Origin of the sequence: Achromobacter sp. UBA4530 (assembly GCF_002388205.1) — a bacterium.
Lineage (GTDB): Bacteria > Pseudomonadota > Gammaproteobacteria > Burkholderiales > Burkholderiaceae_B > Achromobacter > Achromobacter animicus.
Map to the genome: position 1 here is coordinate 94,861 of NZ_DGMA01000019.1, position 19,500 is coordinate 114,360.

Annotated in this window: 20 protein-coding genes; 8 read left to right on the forward strand and 12 right to left on the reverse strand. The window is 67.1% G+C overall.

The window, feature by feature from the left end; all coding sequences use genetic code 11:
• Positions 1-43: 43 nt before the first annotated feature.
• The 4 genes from B2W22_RS15305 to B2W22_RS15320 all read left to right on the forward strand — a co-directional run bounded on the left by B2W22_RS15305 (position 44) and on the right by B2W22_RS15320 (position 3,291).
• On the forward strand, positions 44-469 hold the full coding sequence (locus B2W22_RS15305) for a CopD family protein (protein WP_239213286.1): 426 nt from the start codon (positions 44-46) through the stop codon (positions 467-469).
• 313 nt (positions 470-782) lie between these two features.
• Positions 783-1,544: a MetQ/NlpA family ABC transporter substrate-binding protein gene (locus B2W22_RS15310; protein ID WP_239213300.1), complete on the forward strand. Its 762-nt coding sequence runs from the start codon at positions 783-785 to the stop codon at positions 1,542-1,544.
• Between the two features lie 6 nt (positions 1,545-1,550).
• Positions 1,551-2,654, forward strand: a complete 1,104-nt coding sequence (locus B2W22_RS15315; protein ID WP_286938460.1) for a methionine ABC transporter ATP-binding protein — start codon at positions 1,551-1,553, stop codon at positions 2,652-2,654.
• Positions 2,635-3,291 carry a methionine ABC transporter permease gene (locus B2W22_RS15320; protein WP_175123583.1) on the forward strand — a complete coding sequence of 219 codons (657 nt, stop codon included), beginning with the start codon at positions 2,635-2,637 and terminating at the stop codon, positions 3,289-3,291. The genes B2W22_RS15315 and B2W22_RS15320 overlap by 20 nt, the downstream gene beginning before the upstream one ends.
• A gap of 33 nt (positions 3,292-3,324) precedes the next feature.
• Here B2W22_RS15320 and B2W22_RS15325 read toward each other — a convergent pair whose 3' ends face one another.
• Positions 3,325-4,347 carry a hypothetical protein gene (locus tag B2W22_RS15325; protein WP_191575714.1) on the reverse strand — a complete coding sequence of 341 codons (1,023 nt, stop codon included), beginning with the start codon at positions 4,345-4,347 and terminating at the stop codon, positions 3,325-3,327.
• A gap of 140 nt (positions 4,348-4,487) precedes the next feature.
• Between B2W22_RS15325 and B2W22_RS15330 the strand changes: the two genes are divergently transcribed.
• Entirely contained in the window at positions 4,488-5,678 is a 1,191-nt protein-coding gene (locus B2W22_RS15330; RefSeq protein WP_286938463.1) for a trans-sulfuration enzyme family protein, read from the forward strand.
• A gap of 96 nt (positions 5,679-5,774) precedes the next feature.
• On the opposite strand, the gene B2W22_RS15335 is transcribed toward B2W22_RS15330, so the two are convergent.
• The gene (locus tag B2W22_RS15335; RefSeq protein ID WP_286938464.1) at positions 5,775-6,239 is read right to left on the reverse strand and encodes a hypothetical protein; all 465 of its coding nucleotides are present in this window, start codon (positions 6,237-6,239) and stop codon (positions 5,775-5,777) included.
• A gap of 142 nt (positions 6,240-6,381) precedes the next feature.
• Between B2W22_RS15335 and ppk2 the strand changes: the two genes are divergently transcribed.
• Positions 6,382-7,578 carry a polyphosphate kinase 2 gene (gene ppk2, locus B2W22_RS15340; protein WP_286938466.1) on the forward strand — a complete coding sequence of 399 codons (1,197 nt, stop codon included), beginning with the start codon at positions 6,382-6,384 and terminating at the stop codon, positions 7,576-7,578.
• Between the two features lie 4 nt (positions 7,579-7,582).
• On the opposite strand, the gene B2W22_RS15345 is transcribed toward ppk2, so the two are convergent.
• The 5 genes from B2W22_RS15345 to B2W22_RS15365 form a co-directional block, all read right to left on the reverse strand.
• Positions 7,583-7,933 (reverse strand): DOPA 4,5-dioxygenase family protein, encoded by a 351-nt coding sequence (locus B2W22_RS15345; RefSeq protein WP_286938468.1) that lies wholly within the window; start codon positions 7,931-7,933, stop codon positions 7,583-7,585.
• A gap of 33 nt (positions 7,934-7,966) precedes the next feature.
• Positions 7,967-8,329 (reverse strand): translation initiation factor Sui1, encoded by a 363-nt coding sequence (locus B2W22_RS15350; protein ID WP_286938470.1) that lies wholly within the window; start codon positions 8,327-8,329, stop codon positions 7,967-7,969.
• On the reverse strand, positions 8,329-8,712 hold the full coding sequence (locus B2W22_RS15355) for an RNA-binding S4 domain-containing protein (protein ID WP_175138135.1): 384 nt from the start codon (positions 8,710-8,712) through the stop codon (positions 8,329-8,331). Before B2W22_RS15355 ends, B2W22_RS15350 begins: the two co-directional genes overlap by 1 nt.
• A 204-nt stretch (positions 8,713-8,916) precedes the next feature.
• Positions 8,917-9,906: a tripartite tricarboxylate transporter substrate binding protein gene (locus B2W22_RS15360; RefSeq protein ID WP_175123575.1), complete on the reverse strand. Its 990-nt coding sequence runs from the start codon at positions 9,904-9,906 to the stop codon at positions 8,917-8,919.
• Complete coding sequence (locus B2W22_RS15365) at positions 9,903-10,739, reverse strand: amidohydrolase family protein (RefSeq protein ID WP_286938472.1); 837 nt, start codon at positions 10,737-10,739, stop codon at positions 9,903-9,905. The genes B2W22_RS15360 and B2W22_RS15365 overlap by 4 nt, the downstream gene beginning before the upstream one ends.
• Positions 10,740-10,872: 133 nt before the next feature.
• Here B2W22_RS15365 and B2W22_RS15370 point away from each other — a divergent pair, with 133 nt between their 5' ends.
• Together B2W22_RS15370 and B2W22_RS15375 are read left to right on the forward strand one after the other, a co-directional pair.
• Positions 10,873-11,760, forward strand: a complete 888-nt coding sequence (locus B2W22_RS15370) for a LysR family transcriptional regulator (protein WP_175123573.1) — start codon at positions 10,873-10,875, stop codon at positions 11,758-11,760.
• Positions 11,761-11,893: 133 nt separating this feature from the next.
• Positions 11,894-13,729: an ABC transporter ATP-binding protein/permease gene (locus B2W22_RS15375; protein WP_286938474.1), complete on the forward strand. Its 1,836-nt coding sequence runs from the start codon at positions 11,894-11,896 to the stop codon at positions 13,727-13,729.
• Positions 13,730-13,828: 99 nt separating this feature from the next.
• Here the strand turns inward: B2W22_RS15375 and B2W22_RS15380 are convergent, their stop codons facing one another.
• The 5 genes from B2W22_RS15380 to B2W22_RS15400 all read right to left on the reverse strand — a co-directional run bounded on the left by B2W22_RS15380 (position 13,829) and on the right by B2W22_RS15400 (position 19,435).
• Positions 13,829-14,632, reverse strand: a complete 804-nt coding sequence (locus B2W22_RS15380; protein ID WP_175183908.1) for an aspartate dehydrogenase — start codon at positions 14,630-14,632, stop codon at positions 13,829-13,831.
• Between the two features lie 215 nt (positions 14,633-14,847).
• On the reverse strand, positions 14,848-15,804 hold the full coding sequence (locus B2W22_RS15385; protein WP_286938476.1) for a BMP family ABC transporter substrate-binding protein: 957 nt from the start codon (positions 15,802-15,804) through the stop codon (positions 14,848-14,850).
• The gene (locus tag B2W22_RS15390) at positions 15,801-16,778 is read right to left on the reverse strand and encodes a Bug family tripartite tricarboxylate transporter substrate binding protein (RefSeq protein WP_175183906.1); all 978 of its coding nucleotides are present in this window, start codon (positions 16,776-16,778) and stop codon (positions 15,801-15,803) included. The genes B2W22_RS15385 and B2W22_RS15390 overlap by 4 nt, the downstream gene beginning before the upstream one ends.
• Before the next feature lie 205 nt (positions 16,779-16,983).
• Positions 16,984-18,372: an amidohydrolase gene (locus tag B2W22_RS15395; protein WP_286938478.1), complete on the reverse strand. Its 1,389-nt coding sequence runs from the start codon at positions 18,370-18,372 to the stop codon at positions 16,984-16,986.
• A 115-nt stretch (positions 18,373-18,487) separates the two neighbouring features.
• Positions 18,488-19,435 carry a Bug family tripartite tricarboxylate transporter substrate binding protein gene (locus tag B2W22_RS15400; protein WP_175183904.1) on the reverse strand — a complete coding sequence of 316 codons (948 nt, stop codon included), beginning with the start codon at positions 19,433-19,435 and terminating at the stop codon, positions 18,488-18,490.
• Positions 19,436-19,500 lie beyond the last annotated feature (65 nt).

Consider the following 19,500-nt stretch of genomic DNA (forward strand, 5'->3'; position numbering starts at 1 on the left):
ACGCGCCGCACGGCTCTTCCAGCGAGCGGCGATAATGCCGCGCATGACATATCAACTCCTCAAGATGGCCCACGTCGCGGCCGCGGTCGCGTGGCTTTGCGGCTCGCTCTTCGTTGCCCTGTTTCTTCTGACCTCGCAGCCGCAGGAAGGCGAAGATGCGCCGAAGGAACGCAAGATGCTCCACGCGCTGCGCCGCTGGACGCTCTACGTCACCACGCCCGCCATGGTCATCACCTGGCTCATCGGCCTGCATCTGGCCATGACGTTCGGGTGGTTCGCGATGAACTGGATCTGGATCAAGGTGGCCTTTGCGCTGAGCCTGTCGGGGTTGCTCGGCATGCAAAGCGCATCGCTGCGGCGCATGGCCGGCGGCAGCGGCAAGCGGCCGCCCCTGATCGATCTGCAGGCGCCTTATGTCGTGCTGGCGGCGACGGCCATCGTGACGCTGGCGGTGGTCAAGCCGTTCTGATCGCCCCGGCCTGATCGGCCCGGCCTGACTGCGCGTTCGGCACCGCGCCGACGCGCCATATGCCAACGCGCCATATCCAAAAAACCCCGTAATAACGACTCAACCAACTATTCGTTCGCGCGCATAAGCCCCGTCCCTAGAATCGTCTCTCTCATAACTGCGTTGACTTAGAGGCGATTCCATCATGACTATCCGTATTCTTGCCGCCGGGGCTTCCGCGGATGCAGGCGTTTCCCAAGCCGCGCAGCAATCGCGCATGGCATGGACGCCGCTGTTCAAGCGCCTCTTGGGCGCCGTGCTGGCCTCGGCCGCCATGTTCCACGGCCCGGCGTTCTCGGCAGACCCCAAGCCGCTCAAGGTGGGTGTGCGCGGCGGCGTGGACGAGCAGATCTGGGAAGTGGTGACGCAGGTGGCCAAGAAAAACGGACTGGCCGTCGAGCCGGTCGTCATCACCGGCACCGCCAGCCCGAACGAAGCGCTGAACAACGGCGACCTGGAAGCCAACGCCTTCCAGCACATTCCCTTCCTGAACGACCAGATCAAGCAGCGCGGCTACAAGCTGGTGCCGGTCGCGAACACGCTGATCTCGCCCATCGCGTTCTATTCGAAGAAATACAAGTCGCTCAAGGACTTGCCGGAGGGCGCGAAGGTCGGCATTCCCAATGACCCCAGCAACCAGACGCGCGCACTGGTCATCCTGCGCGACCAGGGCCTGATCACGCTGAAAGACGGTTTCGACCCGGCCACCGGCACCGCCACGCTGGCCGACGTGACGTCCAATCCCAAGAAGCTCAACTTCGTGGAAAGCGCCTCGGTGGTGCTGGCGCGCTCGCTGCCCGACGTGGACACCGCCGCCATCGTCAACAGCTTTGCGTACCAAGCCGGGCTGATCGCCACGCGCGACGGCATCGCGGTCGAGAAGAAAGAAAACAATCCGTACGTGAACATCATCGTCGTGCGCGAGAAGGACAAGGACGCGCCGTGGGTGCCCGCGCTGGTCAAGGCGTATCACTCGGAAGAGGTTCGCCAGTTCATCCTGACCAAGTTCGAAGGTTCGGTGATTCCGGTCTTCTAAGCCAAGATGCAACGCGAACTTTCCCTGGCCGCGGACGCGGCCGGCGCAGCGCCATCGCCGGGGCGCGACGCGCACATCGTGTTCGAGGGCCTGCAAAAGCAATATCAAGGGCCCGCGGGCCCCGTCGTGGCGCTGTCGGACGTGTCGTTCTCGATCGCGCGCGGCGAGGTGTTCGGCATCATCGGCCGCAGCGGCGCAGGCAAGTCGACGCTGCTGCGCTCGATCAACATGCTGGAACGTCCCAGCGCCGGCCGCGTGCGGGTGGACGGCGTGGACGTGGGCAGCCTGGACGAGGATGCGCTCGTCGGCCTGCGCCGCCGGATCGGCATGATCTTCCAGCACTTCAATCTGTTGTCCGCCAAGACGGTGGCCGAGAACGTCGCGCTGCCGCTACGCGTGGCCGGCGTTAAGCCCGCCGCGGCGCGGGCGCGGGTCGAAGCGCTGCTTGAGATGGTGGGCCTGCGGGACAAGGCCGACGTGTATCCGTCAAAGCTGTCCGGCGGCCAGAAGCAGCGCGTGGGCATCGCGCGCGCGCTGGTGCATGAGCCCGAGATCCTGCTGTGCGACGAGGCGACCTCCGCGCTCGATCCCGAAACCACGCAGTCGATCCTGGGCCTGCTGCTGGACATCAACCGCAAGCTGGGCCTGACTGTCGTGCTGATCACGCACGACATGGCCGTCATCCGCGAGGTCTGCCACAACGTGCTGGTGCTGGACGGCGGCCGCAACGTCGAACTGGGCGAAGTGTGGCGCGTGTTCGGCAACCCTCAGGCCGACGCCACGCGCGCACTGCTGCGGCCGTTGCAACACGACCTGCCCGCGGACCTGGCGGCCAAGCTGGTGCCCGACCTGCAAGGACGCGCCGGCGTCGCGGTGCTGCGCCTGCGCTTCACCGGACAGGACCGGCCGGAGGGCGTGTCGCTTCAGGCGCTGGCGGCAATGGGGCCGGGCGCCACGCTGCTGCACGGCGGACTGGACCGGCTGCGCGGCCATGCGCAGGGCAGTCTGCTGGTGTCCGTGCCCGCGCACGCGCTACAGGAAGAGGCCGCGCGCGCCGCGCTGGTGGCCGATCAGATCAAGGTGCTGGGCTATGTCGCTACCGATGCTTGACAAGTACCTGCAGGCGTTTCTGCAGACCCTGACGATGGTGAGCATTTCCGCCGCCATCGCCATCGCGACCGGACTGGCGCTGGCCGTGGTTCTGACCATCACGGCGCCCGGCAATCTCTACCCGCGTCCGCGGTTCAACAAGGCGCTGTCGATCACGGTCAACACGTTCCGCGCCATCCCGTTCATCATCCTGCTGGTGGCGATGCTGCCGTTCACGCGCTTTCTGGTCGGCACGACGCTGGGCACATGGGCCGCGATCGTGCCGCTGTCGGCCAACCTGATTCCATTCTTTGCGCGCATTGCGCAGGTCAGCCTGAACGACGTGGACCCCGGTCTGGTCGAGGCGGCGCGCGCCATGGGCTGCCGGCGCTGGCACATCGTGCGGCACGTGCTGCTGCCTGAGGCGCTGCCGGGCATCATCGGCGGCATGACGGTCAGCGTCATCGCCATGATCAACGCGTCAGCGATGGCGGGCGCGGTGGGGGCGGGCGGCCTGGGCGACCTGGCGATCCGCTACGGCTACGAGCGCTACGAGACCCGGGTGATGTTCGAGGTGATCGTCATCCTGATCGCGCTGGTGTCGATCGTGCAGTTCACCGGCGAGTGGCTGTCGCGCCGCGCCGATCACAAGCGGTGAACAATGCGAGCCGCGCGCGTGACATCGTCCGGTTCAGCGCAAGGGCGCTTGCGGCATGGCGGCCAGGGACTGCGTCGCCAGCTTCTCCTGCTCGCCGGCCAGCCGGTTGACGGCGTCCTGATGCTGATGAAAGCGCGCCAGGTCGGCGTCGCGGCCGAACATCAGCTCGTCGCGGTCCGCGTACCAGAACTGCCGGTTGTCATCGAGCAGCGTGATCATCATCCCGAACTCGTGCAGGATCTGCGTTTCCAGGTCCCAGACGCGCGCCAGCTTTTCGGTGCTAGCCGCCCGCGAGTCCTGCAGCGCTTTCAGGATCTTGTCCTTTTCCGGCTCGGCAATGGTCAGCGAACGCACCAGCGCCGGCATGCCGTTCAAGACTTCCATGCTTTGTTCGCGGTACCCCGGTACAAGCTTTTCTGCCTGTTCCAGGATCAGGCGGCTTTCGATCAGGCCCGAGTCGCGCGCCAGCCGCCGGGCGTCGAACAGCTTGGGCAGGCCGATTTCCTTGAGTTCCTGCAGGTAGGCGCGATGCTGCGCCAGCCGTTTGCCCGCGATGGTCTTCATGGCCCGTTCCATTTCGCCGTACGGGCCGGTGGCTTTGGGCGAGGGGTCGATGGCGGGCACGTCTTCGGGCGCGCCACTGCCGCCGCCGGCCTGCAGGCGCAGCGCGTCGATGGCTTTGCGGATTTCGGTGTTGGCAATGTCGCGCTGGCGGTTGTCGTGGTTGCGTTCGGCAAGCGGCCCGGCCACGGCGGCCAGCAGAAATACCCCCGTGCCCAGCATGATGCGCAAGCGGTTGCGCGGCGTGCGAAAGCGCTTCCAGATCGAAAAGACCCCCAGGACGACAAACGGCAGGAGGCCCAGCAGGATGGCCCCGCCGAAGGCCAGCTTGGCCACGTCCAGCATGGTGGCGGGCCGGCTGCTGTAGACCGCCCACGCCAGCACCCCGGAATAGACCAGACAGGTGGCGGCCTTGAGCAGCCAGCCGGGTTGGGGCGGTGTCGCGGGGGGAACCGCCGGGCCGGCGGCCGTGGCGGGCGCTTGCGGGTCGTTCATGTCGCGCACGAAAACGGGGATACGGCGTTTGACTGTAAAGACTCGCTTCGGCCCCGTCAATGCCGCGGGCTGGCGGCACTTTCCGATTTCCAGGCAGGCGCGATGCGCCCCTGCACCCACCCATGACAGGAGTGAACACCATGACCGACCACGCGCAGCAGGGTTTTGCGACTCGCGCCATCCACCTGGGCTACGATCCGCTGGACGAACAGGGCGCGCTGTCGCCGCCGCTGTATCTGACGTCCACCTACACGCAGGACAGCATCGAGGCCTTCGACCGGATCCGGCTCGGCGAGGCCCAAGGCTATGTCTACGGCCGGACGCGGAATCCGACGCAGGCGCTGCTGGAAGAGCGGCTGGCATCGCTGGAAGGCGCCGAGGCTGGCGTGGTCACGGCGTCGGGCATGGCGGCCATTTCGGCCACCCTGTTCTCGCTGCTGCAAAGCGGGGACGAGATCGTGGTGGACCAGATCGTCTACGGCACGGCCTTCACGCTGTTCACGCAGGGGCTGTCCCGATTCGGCGTGCGCGCCGTATTCGCGGATTTCACCCAGCCGCAGTCCGTGGCCGCGGCCATCGGCCCCAATACCCGGGCGGTGTACTTCGAGACCCCCGCCAATCCGAACCTGCGCCTGGTGGACATTGCGGCCATCTCGGCCATCGCGCGTGGCAAGGGGTTGCTGACCATCGTCGACAACACCTTTGCCACGCCGGTGCTCCAGCGGCCGCTTGAACACGGTGCGGACATCGTGCTGCATTCGGCCACCAAGTACCTGGGCGGGCATGGCGACCTGCTGGCGGGCGCGGTGGTGGGCCGCAAGCAGCACATCGACGCCATCCGGCTGCAAGGCCTGCGGTATTTCACGGGCGCGACGCTGTCGCCGTTCACGGCGTTTCTGGTGCTGCGCGGGATCAAGACGCTGGAGCTGCGTGTGCAGCGCCACAGCGAATCCGCGCTGAGGGTGGCCAAGCTGCTGCGCGAGCATCCGGCGGTGGCCGACGTGTTCTATCCGGGCCTGTCCGGCACGGCGGGCGCCGACATTGCGCAGCGCCAGCAGGCGGCGGGCGGCGGGTTGGTGGCTTTTGAGCTGAAGGGTGGCCTTGCGGCGGGAAAGACGCTGCTGAACAGCCTGAAGCTGGCGCGCATCGCGGTCAGCCTGGGCGATCCCGAGACGCTGATACAGCATCCGGCATCGATGACGCATGCCAGCTACTCGGCCGAAGACCGCGAGCGCTATGGGCTGTCGGAAGGCCTGCTGCGGTTGTCGGTCGGGCTGGAAACGCCGGCGGACATTCTGGCCGATCTCAAGCAGGGGCTGGATCGCGTGTAGCCGGGCCTGGCATCGGATCTGCCGTTGAGGGCAGCGATCAGCAAGACGCAAAAGGCGGCAATTACGACGTTGATGGGGCGGCGTTTACGGCGGCGATCAGGACGGTGATGACGGCTGTTCCTCGGAAACGTCGCGCCGCCATGCCACCCACTCGCCATCGCCTTCGAAATGACGCAGGCCGCGCGCGGCGGTCGCCAGACCCTCCCGCAGCACGTCCATGTCGAGTCCCGGCATGTTGCGAAGCAGGGCGGGCGGCAAGTCGTTGATATCCAGCACGCGCTCGTCGAACTCCATCCGCATCAGCCCGCCGTCTTCGTTGGCCACGCGGACGAACCACAGGCTTTCCATGTAGTCGCCGAACCAGGGATCCGGGTAGATCGCCTGGGTGAACGCGAAGCCGAACTCATGCACGTCGCGCCAGGGCCAGAACTGCTGCAGCCCCATGGCGCGCGCCAGCTCGCCCGACCGCGTGAGGCCGGCGTCTTCAAAGCGCACGATTTCCTGCAAGGGGTCTTCGGCCGCTGGCGGACCGGCAAACCATCGCTTGATGCGTGACCACATGGCGTCGCGAATGAGGGGAGGAGGGACGTGCAGTGTAATGGGGCCGGGTTCGTGAAAAAATGTTACAACTGTTGATCCCCATCAATCCCGCGTGCCGTGGCGCAAGTTAGGGTTTGATGTTTGCGCAGCAAGGACAGGACCAATGACCGACAAGACATCGCCAGCCCCCGATCAAGACGCCGCGCCGGCGCCCGCCAAGCGGTCCAGCAGCGGCCAAGCCGCAGCCAAGCGCACGGCAAGCGCGCGCCGCGCGCCCGTCACCCGCGCCGCCAAGGGTGAAGCGAAGCCGCCCGGCGTTGCAGGGGCGGGCACCGACCCCGCCGTTGAACCGGCCCTTGCATTGCGCAAGCGGGTGGCCGCGCGGCAGGACGCGGCGCGGCAGGAGACCGCGGCGGTGCTGGCCGATATCGCCAGCCGCTACACCATCGGCAATCCCGGTGAGGCGCACGCGGCGCTGCGCACCGTTATCGACGCGCTGTCGCCCGACGACGCGCAGGCGGTGCATCGCGCGCTGCTGGAGGCCAACCGTCAGACCCCGGGCACGCGCCGCAATCCCGACGACGAGCTGGCGCGAGATTGGCGCGAGGGCGTCTACCCGTATCGTCACCGCATGCTGCGGCGCAATTACGAAAAGCAGAAGTACAAGCTGCAGGTCGAACTGCTGAAACTGCAGGCGTGGGTCAAGGCCACCGGCCAGCGTGTCGTGATCCTGTTCGAGGGGCGCGACGCCGCAGGCAAGGGCGGCACGATCAAGCGCATGATGGAACACCTGAATCCGCGGGGCGCGCGTGTGGTCGCACTGGAAAAACCGTCCGATACCGAAAAGGGCCAGTGGTACTTCCAGCGTTACGTGCAACACCTGCCGACCGCCGGCGAGATCGTCATGTTCGATCGCTCCTGGTACAACCGCGCCGGCGTCGAACGCGTGATGGGCTTTTGCTCGCAGGACGAATACCTTGCGTTCCTGCGCCAGACGCCCGATTTCGAGCGCCATCTGGTCAGTAGCGGCATCACGCTGATCAAGCTGTGGTTTTCGGTCAGCCAAGAAGAACAGCGCAGCCGCTTCCAGCAACGCAAGGTGCATCCGCTCAAGCAATGGAAGCTGAGCCCGGTCGATCTGGCATCTCTGGACAAGTGGGACGACTACACGCGCGCCAAGGAAGCCATGTTTGCCCACACCGACACCGCCGACGCGCCGTGGATCGTGGTCAAGTCCGACTGCAAGAAGCGCGCCCGTCTGAACGCCATGCGTTATGTGCTGAGCCGCCTGCCTTACGAGGGCAAGAGCGACGACCCGCATATGGCGATCGACTCGCTGATCGTGGGCCGGGCGCTGTAAGGCTTCAGCCGCCCAGCGCAGCCAGGTTCAACATGTGGCTGCGCCCGATCCACACCGCGCAGTCGCGGTGATCGCGCAGCGAATGGCCGGTGTTCGGGTGCATGAAAACATCGAGCGCGCCGTGGTTCAGCGTGAGCCACGTGGCGATCTCGGCCAGATGCTGCGGGCCGAACGCAATCTGGTAGCTCCATTGCGGATGCGGACCCACGGGGCGCTCATGGAAGCGCCCCATTTCCATCTTGCCGTCGAACGTCGCGACGATCCGTTCGCGCAGGGCGAACGCGGTGTCGCGGCTTGCCGCGTCGAAGTACACATGGGCATGCCAGCTCGCGACGTCGGTCACGGAAATTTCCATCGTTCTGTCCTGATACCTGATACCTGATACGGTTCAGCCGCCCGCGCGCTTGGCGCGGTGGCCCTGTTTCGTCAACGCGTCGAGGATGCGGTCGCAGTGGTCGCCCTGCACCTCGATCACGCCGTCCTTGACGGTGCCGCCCGAACCGCACGCGGTCCGCAGTTGCTTGCCCAACGCGTTCAAGGCGTCGGGCGCCAGCGCCAGTCCGCGCACCAGCGTCACGCTCTTGCCGCCGCGGCCCTTGGTTTCACGCGAGACCCGCGCCACGCCGTCACCTGCCGCGACTTTCGAGGCCGCCGCCTTGCATTGACATTGCGCGACGGGCTGACGGCATTGCGGGCACATGCGCCCGGTTTCGGTGGAATAGACCAGGCCGCCGGTTGCGGCGCGCTTCATCAGGATTTGCCCCGCATCTGGTCGATGAGACGGCGGTCACGCTTGGTGGGGCGCCCCGCTTCGATGCCCAGTGCCGGCTCCGGCGCGAGGCGGCGCATTTCGGCAGCGCGTTCGCGGGCGGCCACGCTTTCGGGCGTCTCTTCGTACAGTTGGCGCGCAACCGGGGCAGGCCCGCGCACGCCGCTGACGGCCACGACGCGCACCTGCACGGCGGGGTCTTCCTTGCGTACCGTGATCACATCGCCCGCGCCGACCTCGCGCGCGGGCTTGGCGGGCTGTCCGTTCACGAACACGCGGCCCTTGCCGATTTCATCCGAAGCCAGGCTGCGCGTCTTGTAGAAGCGCGCCGCCCAAAGCCATTTGTCGAGCCGGATCTTGTCCATCCTGCGGGTTCCTGCGGTAAAGCTGGTCAAGGCGTCATGATAGCGCCGCCCGGAGACCGGAAGCGCCGGCGGGCATGGCATGCACCCGCGCGCGCGTCGCCAACCGTTGCCGCAATGGCGACCGCGCAGGGCAAAAAAAAGCGGCGCCCCGAAGAGCGCCGCAAACCGGCTACGCGGTGTCCGGGCCGTGGGGCCCGGCAGTACTCAATCCAGCTTCAATCCAGCTTCCTTCACGACGCGCTGCCACTTCTCGATTTCGGCGCGGCGGAACGTGTCCAGTTCGGCGGGCGTGGAGCCGATGGGCTCGGCGCCGATGCCGGCAAGCTGCTCGGCAATCGTAGGATCCTTCAGCACCTTGGCCAGCGCCTGCGAGACTTGCTCGACGATGGCGGGCGGCGTGCCGGCCGGGGCGAACACGGCGTTCCATTCGTAGGTCTCGTAGCCCGGCACGCCCGACTCGGCGATGGTGGGCAATTCGGGCGCGGTCTTGGAGCGTTCCAGCCCGCCAACGGCCACGGCGCGCAGCTTGCCGTTCTTCACGTGCTGCCACGCCGAGCCCATGCTTGCGAACATGACGGGGACCTGGCCCGACATCACGTCGATCATGGCCGGGCCGCCGCCCTTGTACGCGACGTGCTGCAACTGCGTCTTGGCAAGCAGGTTGAATAGTTCACCCGCCAGGTGCTGGGCGGAGCCGGGGCCGGCCGACGCGAAGTACACCGGCTCCTTGGCATCGGGCTGACCGAGCTTGATCAGGTCGCCGACCGACTTCACTTCATACGACGGCGTCACGACCAGCACGTTGGGCACGCGCAGCAGCAGCGACACGGGCGCGAAGGCCGACAGCGTGTCGAACTGCATCTTGCTGTGCAGCGCGGGGTTCTGCGCGTGGTTGGAAGCGTCCAGCATCAGCGTGTAGCCGTCGGGCTGGGCCTTGGCGACGACCGCGCCGCCGATCATGCCGCCGGCGCCGCCGCGGTTTTCGATGACGACGGGCTGGCCGAGTTCAGCCGCGAGCTTCGGGCCGATCAGGCGGGCGACCACGTCCACGGTGCCGCCGGGCGGGTAGGTCACGACCAGCGTGACGGCGCGTTCGGGGTAGGCGGCGTGCGCGGCGCCAGCAGCGCCAGCCAGCAGGCCGGCGGCGGCGAACAGCGCGCTACGGTGCGCCAGGCGTTTGAACAGAGGGGTCATGGAGCGTCTCCTTGGAATTGGAATAGCCGCAACGGCGTGTCGGCGAGTACGGTGCGCCGTTGCGCGGGGTCGTCGATCCAGGCGTCCAGCCACTGCGTCGCGGCGGGATAGGACGCCAGGTGGCGATGTTCGGTATGGGGCCAGTCGCTGCCCCACATCAGGCGTTCAGGGGTGTAGGCGTCCAGCAATTGCTGCGTGGCCAGACGGCCGGCCGCGGCGCAGGCCGGCGCCGCCCAGTTGCGGTACGGCGCGGCCAGCTTGACCCAGATCCGGCCGCTGTCCGCCTGGCGCAGCAGGTATTGGAAGCCTGCGTCCAGGACGCCGAGCGCGGGATCCGGGCGTCCGAAATGGTCGACCACGATGCGGCAGCCGGCCGCCAGCAAGGCCGGCAACACGCCGTCCAGGCGCGCGGCTTGCAAGTGCACTTCAACGTGCCAGTTCAGGGCATTGACGCGGGCCAGCAGCACCTGCCACGCCGGCGTGTGCAGCGCGGGCGTGTCCAGGCCGAAAAGGTTCAGACGGATGCCGACCACGCCGGCGTCGGCCAGGGCCTGCAGTTCGGATTCGCTGGCATCCTGCGCCACGACGGCCACGCCGCGCAGGCGGGCGGGGGCGGCACGCAGCGCCTCGACCAGATGGCTGTTGTCCGTGCCCAGGAAACTGGGCTGCACCAGGACGCCGTGGGTCAAGCCGTGCGCGTCCAGCAGCCCCAGGTACTCGGCCAGCGTGGCGTCGTAGTCGGGCGTGTGACGGCGCGTGTTGGCCAAGGCGAGGCCTTGGTGAAACACGTGGGCGTGGGTGTCGACGGCGGCGCCTGGAATCGGCGAGGGCAAAGCGGTCTCCTCATGCGGCGCACCGCTCTCTTGGAACGGCGACGCGCTATGTAGTGTTCTGTAAGTCGGGATTCTAGGAAGTCGGGGTATAGTTTTCCATTCTGGAAAGGCGCAATAAATATATTGGAACGATATGGAAACCCGGCATCTGCGGTACTTCCTGGCAGTGGTTGACCACGGCAGCGTGAGCCGCGCCTCGGACTGGCTGGGCATCGCGCAGCCGGCGCTGAGCCAGGCGTTGACGCGCATGGAGAAAGACCTGGGCGTGCGCCTGTTCGAGCGGTCGCGGCAGGGCACGACGCCCACGCCCGCCGCGCAGGCCATCCTGGAGGACGTGCGCGCCAGCGTCGCCCGCATTGATGCGGCGGCCCGGCGCGCCAGGGAGATCGGGCGGGGCAGCGCGGGCCAGTTGACGGTCGGGCTGGTTTCCTCGGCGCTCTTTGACACCTTGCCCCGCGCGCTGCGGCAGATGCGCAAGCAGGCGCCCGGCGTGCGCATCATCCTGCGTGAAATGAGCAACGCCCAACAGGCCGAGGCCTTGCAGACCGGTGACATCGACATCGGCCTGATGCATACGCCCGTGGCCGTCGGCGGCCGCATGCGCGAGCGCCAGCTGTTGCGCGACCGGCTGGTGGCCGCCGTGCCCGACGAATTCGAGGTCGATGCCGACGGCCAGGTGTCGATGGCGCAGATCGCGCAGGCTGGTCTCGTGATGTACCCGCAGACGCAGCTGCCTGCATTTTATGCGGCCATCCTGGATGCCATGCGCAAGGGCGGCCACGATGCGCACGTGAACCAGGAGGCGAGCCTCACGCTGACGGTGCTGTCGTGCGTGGCGGGCGGCTGCGGCGTGGCCTTGCTGCCCAGCTGGATCCGGTCCATGGGATTTCGGGGCGTCCGCTTTTGCGAAGTGCGCGATGGCGAGCGTCTGCCCAGCTTCGACTTGAGCGCGATCTGGCCGGCGCGCAGCGTGCCGACGCTGGCGGATCTGTTCGCCAATCTGGATCTCAGATCTGAATAAAGTGCGTCACGTCTTTCAACGGCCCTTCAACGTCCTTCAATCAGGCTTAAGCGAGGCTTAAAACCGCGTTTTTGCCGGAACTGCCGTCGATCCCGCCGTCTAACCAGGAACGTCTTTGCGAGGTTCCGGGCTCATGGATCTGAATTGGCAGCAGCAACTCGCGGAAAGCGCCCTGTGGCTCGCGCGCGCATTCGGCATCTCCGCCGTCGCGCTGGCGCTGGTCACGCTCGTACTGACCCGCACCACCGTCTGGGGCCGCAAATTCTGGCGGCTGGCCTGGCCGTATCTCACGCCCCGCCGCAGTTGGCGCCCGATGCTGACGCTGGCGCTGCTGCTGTTCCTGGCGATGTTCGCGGTGCGCATGACCGTGCTGTTTTCGTTCTGGTACAACGGCTTCTATAGCGCCCTGCAGGCGCTGGATCAGGCCGTCTTCTGGCACTTTCTGGGCATTTTCGCCGTGCTGGCCACCGTGCATGTGGTGCGCAGCCTGGCCGACAGCTATGTGGGGCAGGCCTTCGACATCCATTGGCGCGTCTGGCTGAATGATCGGCTGACGCGCGACTGGCTGGGCGCGGGCGCCTACTACCGCGGACACTTCCTGGCCGAACCCGTCGACAACCCCGACCAGCGGATCGAGCAGGACATCGCGCAGTTCGTGACGGGCTCGCGCACGCTGGCTATCGGCGCGCTGAGCGCGATCGTGTCGCTGGTGGCCTTCACGTCGATCCTGTGGGGGTTGTCAGGGCCGTTGACACTCGGCGGCGTTGAAATCCCGCGCGCCATGGTGTTTGTGGTGTACCTGTACGTCATCGTCGCCACGTGGCTGGCCTTCAAGATCGGGCGTCCGCTCATCAAGCTGAACTTCCTGTCCGAGCGTCTGACCGCCAACTTCCGTTATGCGCTGGTGCGCCTGCGCGAGAACGCCGAGAACGTCGCGTTCTACCAGGGCGAGGAAGTCGAGCGCGCGACCTTGTGGACCCGCTTCACCTCCTACATCGCCAATCTCTGGCAGCGCGTGTACCGGGGCTTGAAGTTCGACGGCTTCAACCTGTCGGTCAGCCAGATCGCGGTGGTGTTTCCGTTCATCCTGCAGGCGCCGCGTTTCTTCAGCGGGGCAATCAAGCTGGGCGATGTCATGCAGACCTCGCAGGCGTTCGGGCAGGTCCAGGAATCGCTGTCGTTCTTTCGCAGTTCGTACGACACCTTCGCGCAGTACCGCGCCACGCTGGATCGTCTGAACGGATTCCTGGACGCTAACGAGGCCGCCCGCGCGCTGCCGCAGGTGCAGACGCAAGCCCTGCCGGACGGGCTGCAGATCGAAGGCCTGAACGTGTCGCGCCCGGATGGCGCGCGTCTTCTGGAAAACCTGAACCTGCGCCTGCACCCCGGTCAGGCCCTGCTGATCAAGGGGCCGTCGGGTAGCGGCAAAACGACCTTGCTGCGCGCGCTGGCGGGCCTGTGGCCGTATGCCAGCGGCGAGGTGCGGCGGCCGCAAGGCGAGTCCGCGTTGTTCCTGTCGCAGCGGCCTTATCTGCCGCTAGGCGACCTGCGAGGCGCGGTGGCGTATCCGGGACTGGCGCAGCCGGCCGACGACGCGCGTCTGGCCGACGCGCTCAGGCAGGTCAACCTGGGGCATCTGGCCGGCCGGCTCGACGAGGTGCACGACTGGTCGCGCGTGTTGTCGCTGGGCGAGCAGCAGCGCATCGCGTTTGCGCGCGTGCTGTACAACCGGCCGGCGCTGGTGTTTCTGGACGAGGCCACTTCGGCCACGGACGAAGGACTGGAACACATGCTGTACAGCCTGCTGCGCGACGCGTTGCCGGACAGCATGCTGGTCAGCGTGGGCCATCGCAGCACGCTGGATGCGTTCCATACGCAGCGGCTGGATCTGGATGGAACGGGCCGTTGGAAGGTCGGCCCGATGCCGGCGTCGCGCCATGGCGATGCGCTGCGCAGAGCGGCGGCTTGAAGGCCAATCACCCAAAGCGTCGCAGGGGCGTCTGACACTGCTCCAAACGAAGATGAAAAAAGGCAGCGAGCAGCGGCCTTTGATACGTTCCACCGGAAATCAGGTGCCCACGCGCAGCGGTCCGGTCAGCTTGCGCAGCGCGGCAATCACGCTTTGCGCGGTGATGCGGCCGGTCTTGGGATTGGCGGAGGGAATGTTCTGGATTTCCACCGAGAACGAGGCGGAATCCGACACGACCTCGACGCGATGCACGTTGCGTTCGAGTGAGGGATCTGCCCAGATTTCCAGCGTGGTGCGGTCCGGGCCGATGCCCGCCAGCGACACGCTGACGGCCACGTTGAGGTTGGCCGGAAAGCCCACGGCGGCCTCGCGCGGCGAGCCGCGGAAGATCAGGCGCGGTTCGGTGATGCCTTCGATGTCGATGTTGTTTTCGGTAAGGTAGGGCGCGCCGAGCAGGCCGCGCACCGGTTTGCGGGTGATCATCGTGACCGAGTGGATGACGCCTTCCGCGGCGGCGGTGATGGCGTCCAGCCCAAGAATGGCGCCCGACGGCACGATGACCTGGCCACCATGCTGGCCCGCGATGCCGATCAGGTCTTCGTGGCGCAGCAACGCGCCCGAACTGAGCACCACCATCTTCTTGCCGGCGCGCAGCACGGGTTCGGCGATGTCGCGGAACACGGCAGCGGGCGCGCATTCCACCACCACATCGCAGTGCTCGGTAAGCCCGCCGATGGTGGTGAACGTGGGCGCGCCGTTCTTCCAGTCGAAGGCGGGCGGGGCGTTGGGATCGCGCACCGCGACGGCGGCGAGGGTCAGGCCGGGCAGGCCCGCATCCAGGGATTGCGCCACGGCCTGGCCGATGGCGCCGAAGCCGGCGATGCCGACGCGGAAGCTGTTCATGGGTATCCGGAGTGTTGGGCCAACGGCGGGACCGCGGGCGGTTCGAAAATGCGGCGCAAAAGCCTTGCCGCAAGACTGCCGGCCACTGTAGCCACGGCATGGCGACGCGTCAATGCGGGATGCCCGCAAGGCTCGCGAGACGTGTGCGCAGGGCCGTGGGTCACGTTGCCCGCAACGCGCCACATGTTGCCGGTGCGGTGACGCTGCGAGGGCATCTACGACAGCGCGAATTCCTGGCCGTCGTAGTGGCTGGCAATCTCGATCTCGCCGGACGCCAGGCGCCCAGACCAGGCGTCCAGCTCGCGCCGCTCGTAGGCGGTGACGTCTGCGCCTAGCACGAGCCGCAACGAGTGCGCAGCCTCCAGGCCGAAACGCGTGATGCGTCCCGCGGCCAGCGCGCCCGCGGCGTGGTCCGCGGCCGCGCGCTCAACGCACAGGCCGGAGTCCGCCAGCGCCGATGCCAGATAGACCTCCGGATCGCGGGCTACCCAATCCAGCACGTTGCCGATCTGCCAGATGCCGGCCTCGCGGCAGGCGCGCGTGACGCCGTCGCGGCCGCCATCCATCATCGCGAACAGCACGCGGGCGCGTTGTGCGGCGAGCGCACGTGTCCAGGCCTCACCCAGGTCGGGGTCGTGCTGATTGCCGCAAAAGCCCGTAAGCGGATCCCGGCCCGTCATGCGGCGCACGCCGTCGGCAAAGGCGGCGCGGCCCTTCAGACCGGGCGGGACGCGCTCGCCGGAGAGGTGTGCGGGGCGGCCACCCGCGGGGCGGCCATCCGCGACCAGGTCACCCGCGCCATCTCCCTGCGTCCGCAAGCCGGCCAGAATCCCGGCAAGAAACGCGGAATGCTCCTGCAGAATCTCATAGCTCGCGACGTTGGCCGCCGTATGACTGCCTTGTGTGATCGCGAACTGCGTGCGCGGAAAATGCGGCGCCACCTCGGCAACGGGCACGTCGCCCTGGCCGCCGTGCACGATCACCAGATCCGGATTGCCGTTGCACAACTGCGCAAGGCGCTCGGCACGCGCGGCCGGATCAGTGGCCGCGACCCATTCCTCGTGCAGCGCATGGCCCGCTCGCGCCGCGCGCTCGGCGCCCTGCAATGCCGCCTCGTTGAAGCCGCCCCGGCCGGGAAAGCCGAACAGCACGAGCAGACGGCGGGCGCTCACAGGCTGGCTCCCGTCGCGCGCACGACCGGCCCCCAGCTATCGGCCTGCCGGCGCACGAAATCGGTGAACTCCGCCGGCGTCTTCTGCGCCAGCACGAAGCCCTGGCCCTCGAGCTTGGCCCGAATGTCCGGATCGCCCATGACGGATGCGACGTCCGCATGCAGCCGCGCCGCCACCGCGTCAGGCAGGCCCGCGGGGGCGGAGAGCCCGATGAAGTTTTCCGCGACCAGGCCCGGATAGCCCAGTTCGCCCACCGAAGCGATGCTGGGCGCCTGCGGCACGCGGTCCTGCGTGGTGACGGCCAACAGGCGCAGTTGCCCTGAACGCAGGAAGGGCAGGTTCTGCGGCAGGGCATCCACCGCCACGCGGATCTGTCCGCCCAGCAGATCGTTGCGCATGGCGCCGGAACCCTTGTACGGAATGTGCTGCAGCGGCGCGCCCGTCTGCCGCGAATACAGCTCGCCCACGATCTGCCCCACGGACGCCAGCCCGCCGCTGCCATATTGCACCGGCTGGTCCTGCGCCTTGATCCAGGCGGTCAGCTCGGCAAGGCTGGACACCGGCACGGACGGGTGCACGACAAACACCGTGGGCACTGCGCCCAGGTAGGCAATATGGCGGAAGCTGGCCAGCGCGTCGTAACCGCCCTGCGGCATCAGCGCCGGCGAGATCGACAGGGGCGCCGAGTTCGACATCAGCAACGTGTAGCCGTCGGCGGGCGACTGTGCGACAAGATTTGCGCCGATGGTCGAGCCCGCGCCCGGCTTGTTTTCGATCACGATGGACTGACCCAGCCGTTCGGCCAGCACGGGCGCAATGATGCGCGCGGCGATGTCGCTGGCGCCACCGGGCGGAAACGTGACGACAAGACGGATGGGACGCGCGGGCCAGTCTGACGCGCGCGCCAGTCGAGGCCGAGCCAGCGGCAGCGCCAGCGTGCTGGCAAGCAGGAATTTGCGTCGGGAGATCGGCATGGCGAAAGCTTCTGTCGTGCGGCCGCATGGCGGCAAAGGCGCACACTGTAAGAAGCGGGGCGGCGGCTGACAAAGAATTTGTAGCCGTTTGCTTATGCCGTCCTGGTAGCCGAAGCGATAGCAGGCGTAAAGCCTGTCGCCACCGTTGCCGATGCACGTTCCGCGATGGACGCGGCGCGTGCATCGGCGATCCCGGTAAGAACGATCAACTGCCCTTGCGCGCGCTCGCCATGTAGTCGACCGTCAGGTTCGACAGCGCGCGCACGCCGTTGATGAGCCCCGACTCGTCAACGTGAAAGCGCGGCGAATGGTTCGGTGCGGCCTTGTCGACATCCGTTCCCTTGGGCGTTACGCCCAGGTAGAAGAACATGCCGGGCACCTTCTCCTGATAGAACGAAAAGTCCTCGGACGCCGTCGACTTGGGTTGCAAGCCATAGTTGCCTTCGCCCGCCACGCGCCGCAGCGTGGGACCCATCTGCTCGGCCAGCGCCGGCGGATTGACGGTGGCGTTGTAAAGCTCGACGACTCGCACGTCCGCCTTGGCGCCCGCGCTTTGCGCGATCATGTCCGCGGTGCGTGCGATGCGTTGATGGATGTCCTTCTTCATGCCTTCGTCGTATGTCCGGATGGTGCCGGTCATCGCAACGCTGTCGGGCACGATGTTCATGCGGTTGCCGCCGTGGATGGCGCCCACCGTGATCACCGCCGGTTCCAGCATGCTGTTGATCTGTCGGCTGGGAATGGTCTGCAAACCCAGGATGATCTGCGAGCTGACTACGATGGGGTCGATGCCGGACCACGGGCGCGCGCCGTGCGTCTGCTTGCCGGTCACGTCGATCCAGAACTGGTCGGCGGCGGCCATTGCGGGACCTGCGCGCCATGCCAGCCAGCCGGCCGGGTAAGCGCTGGACACGTGCAGACCGAAGATCGCGTCGACTTTGGGATTGTCCAGCACGCCTTCCTGCACCATCATCTTCGCGCCCCAGACCTTCTTGCCGTCGGGCTCGAAGTCCGCGGGGCTTTCCTCGGCGGGCTGGAAGATGAACTTGACCGTGCCGGGCAGCTCGTCCTTCATGCCGGCCAGCACTTCGGCGGCCGCCATCAGGATCGCCGTGTGCGCATCGTGGCCGCACGCGTGCATGACGTCGACTTCCTTGCCGAGGTACGTGCCCTTGGCCTTGGACGCGAACGGCACGTCTACCTGTTCTTTGACGGGCAGGGCGTCCATGTCCGCGCGCAGCGCCACCACGGGCCCTGGCTTGCCGCCCTTGAGGACCGCGACCACGCCGGTGCCCGCAACGCCGGTCTTCACGTCCATGCCCAGCGCGCGCAGATGATCGGCGACCAGTTTGGACGTGCGGTGTTCCTGGTTGCCGAGCTCCGGATGCTGATGGATGTCGCGGCGCCACGCGATAAGCTTGTCTTCGATGGCCTTGGCGCGTTCGTCAATCTGCGCGGCCAGCGCGGGGTTGGCGGCGGGTTGCACCGTGCCTTGCGTGCCGGGCGCGCCTTGCGCGGCCGCCGGGCCGGAAAAGATCAGGTGGGCGGCCAGCGCCAAGGGCGCCAGACGGAACAGGGAATTGCGTTGCGGCATGCTCTCCTCCTCGGGGTAGTTAACTTGTTATTGACAAGGATCTTACCCGAGCGCCCGAGCGCAAGGGGCCCTGTTTCCAGTGCTTACGTTGCGCGGAATTTACCGCGCCCCGGCGCTATTGCAGCTTGATGCCCAGCTCCTTGATCAGCGGTCCCATCTCGGCGCGATCGGCCTCGATGGTGGCCGCCAGTTCCTCGGGCGAACTGCCGATCGGAATCATGCCCAGCGTTTCCATCTGCGCTTTCATGGCCGGATCCTTCAGGACGTCGGTCACCGCCTTCTGGATCTGCGCGACGCGGTCCTTGGGGATGCCGGCCGGTCCCATCAGACCGATCCACGGCTGCGGCGCGTAGTCCAGTCCCGACTCCTTCAACGTGGGCGTGTCGGGCAGGCCGCCAAAGCGTTGCGGACTGGTGATTGCCAGCGCCCGCAGCCGTCCGCTGTCGATCAGGCCTTTCGAGCTGGACGGGGCGTCCAGGCCCACGTCGAGCTGCCCGCCGATCAGGTCATTCTGCGTTTTGCCCGACGAGGATGACGGCACGTACAGCGCCTTGATGCCGGCGCGCCGCGCCGTCTGTTCCCAGACCAGGTGAAACGCGGTGCCGATCGAGAACGAGCCCACGCTCAGATTGCGCGCTTTGCTTTCGCGCACGAAGTCTTCCCAGGTCTTGAGCGGACTGTCCTTGGGCACGATGAAGATGAACGGCGTGCGCGCCACCAGCGAGATGGGCTGCAAGTCCTTTTGCGTGTCGAACGGCAGGCTGTCCACCGCAAACGGCACGATGGTCACCGACGACGCGACGACCATGCCGAGCGTGTAGCCGTCGGGCGCCGACTTGACCAGTGCGCCGGTGCTGATGATGCCCGAGGCGCCCGGCTTGTTTTCCACGACCACGGGCTGGCCCCAGGCCGCGCCGAGTTTGCTTGCGAGGACGCGCAGCATGACGTCGACCGGACCGCCGGGCGGATTGGACACGATGATCTTGACCGGCTTGTCGGGATAGGCGGCGGTGGCGGCAAGCGGCACGGCAAGCGCCAGCGCCAGGAAGGTTTGCTTGAACATGGAATTCCCCTTGTGTTGTTGGTATGCGGGGCGCGGCGGCAAGGCCGGCGCCTGTCGTGTGGCGT

What these genes read in the sequence shown, in the direction of transcription:
- B2W22_RS15305 (WP_239213286.1), top strand. Translation starts at nt 44, where the DNA reads ATGACATATCAACTCCTCAAGATGGCCCACGTCGCGGCCGCGGTCGCG.
- B2W22_RS15310 (WP_239213300.1), top strand. Translation starts at nt 783, where the DNA reads ATGTTCCACGGCCCGGCGTTCTCGGCAGACCCCAAGCCGCTCAAGGTG.
- B2W22_RS15315 (WP_286938460.1), top strand. Translation starts at nt 1,551, where the DNA reads ATGCAACGCGAACTTTCCCTGGCCGCGGACGCGGCCGGCGCAGCGCCA.
- B2W22_RS15320 (WP_175123583.1), top strand. Translation starts at nt 2,635, where the DNA reads ATGTCGCTACCGATGCTTGACAAGTACCTGCAGGCGTTTCTGCAGACC.
- B2W22_RS15325 (WP_191575714.1), bottom strand. Translation starts at nt 4,347, where the DNA reads ATGAACGACCCGCAAGCGCCCGCCACGGCCGCCGGCCCGGCGGTTCCC.
- B2W22_RS15330 (WP_286938463.1), top strand. Translation starts at nt 4,488, where the DNA reads ATGACCGACCACGCGCAGCAGGGTTTTGCGACTCGCGCCATCCACCTG.
- B2W22_RS15335 (WP_286938464.1), bottom strand. Translation starts at nt 6,239, where the DNA reads ATGTGGTCACGCATCAAGCGATGGTTTGCCGGTCCGCCAGCGGCCGAA.
- ppk2 (WP_286938466.1), top strand. Translation starts at nt 6,382, where the DNA reads ATGACCGACAAGACATCGCCAGCCCCCGATCAAGACGCCGCGCCGGCG.
- B2W22_RS15345 (WP_286938468.1), bottom strand. Translation starts at nt 7,933, where the DNA reads ATGGAAATTTCCGTGACCGACGTCGCGAGCTGGCATGCCCATGTGTAC.
- B2W22_RS15350 (WP_286938470.1), bottom strand. Translation starts at nt 8,329, where the DNA reads ATGAAGCGCGCCGCAACCGGCGGCCTGGTCTATTCCACCGAAACCGGG.
- B2W22_RS15355 (WP_175138135.1), bottom strand. Translation starts at nt 8,712, where the DNA reads ATGGACAAGATCCGGCTCGACAAATGGCTTTGGGCGGCGCGCTTCTAC.
- B2W22_RS15360 (WP_175123575.1), bottom strand. Translation starts at nt 9,906, where the DNA reads ATGACCCCTCTGTTCAAACGCCTGGCGCACCGTAGCGCGCTGTTCGCC.
- B2W22_RS15370 (WP_175123573.1), top strand. Translation starts at nt 10,873, where the DNA reads ATGGAAACCCGGCATCTGCGGTACTTCCTGGCAGTGGTTGACCACGGC.
- B2W22_RS15375 (WP_286938474.1), top strand. Translation starts at nt 11,894, where the DNA reads ATGGATCTGAATTGGCAGCAGCAACTCGCGGAAAGCGCCCTGTGGCTC.
- B2W22_RS15380 (WP_175183908.1), bottom strand. Translation starts at nt 14,632, where the DNA reads ATGAACAGCTTCCGCGTCGGCATCGCCGGCTTCGGCGCCATCGGCCAG.
- B2W22_RS15390 (WP_175183906.1), bottom strand. Translation starts at nt 16,778, where the DNA reads ATGCCGATCTCCCGACGCAAATTCCTGCTTGCCAGCACGCTGGCGCTG.
- B2W22_RS15395 (WP_286938478.1), bottom strand. Translation starts at nt 18,372, where the DNA reads ATGCCGCAACGCAATTCCCTGTTCCGTCTGGCGCCCTTGGCGCTGGCC.
- B2W22_RS15400 (WP_175183904.1), bottom strand. Translation starts at nt 19,435, where the DNA reads ATGTTCAAGCAAACCTTCCTGGCGCTGGCGCTTGCCGTGCCGCTTGCC.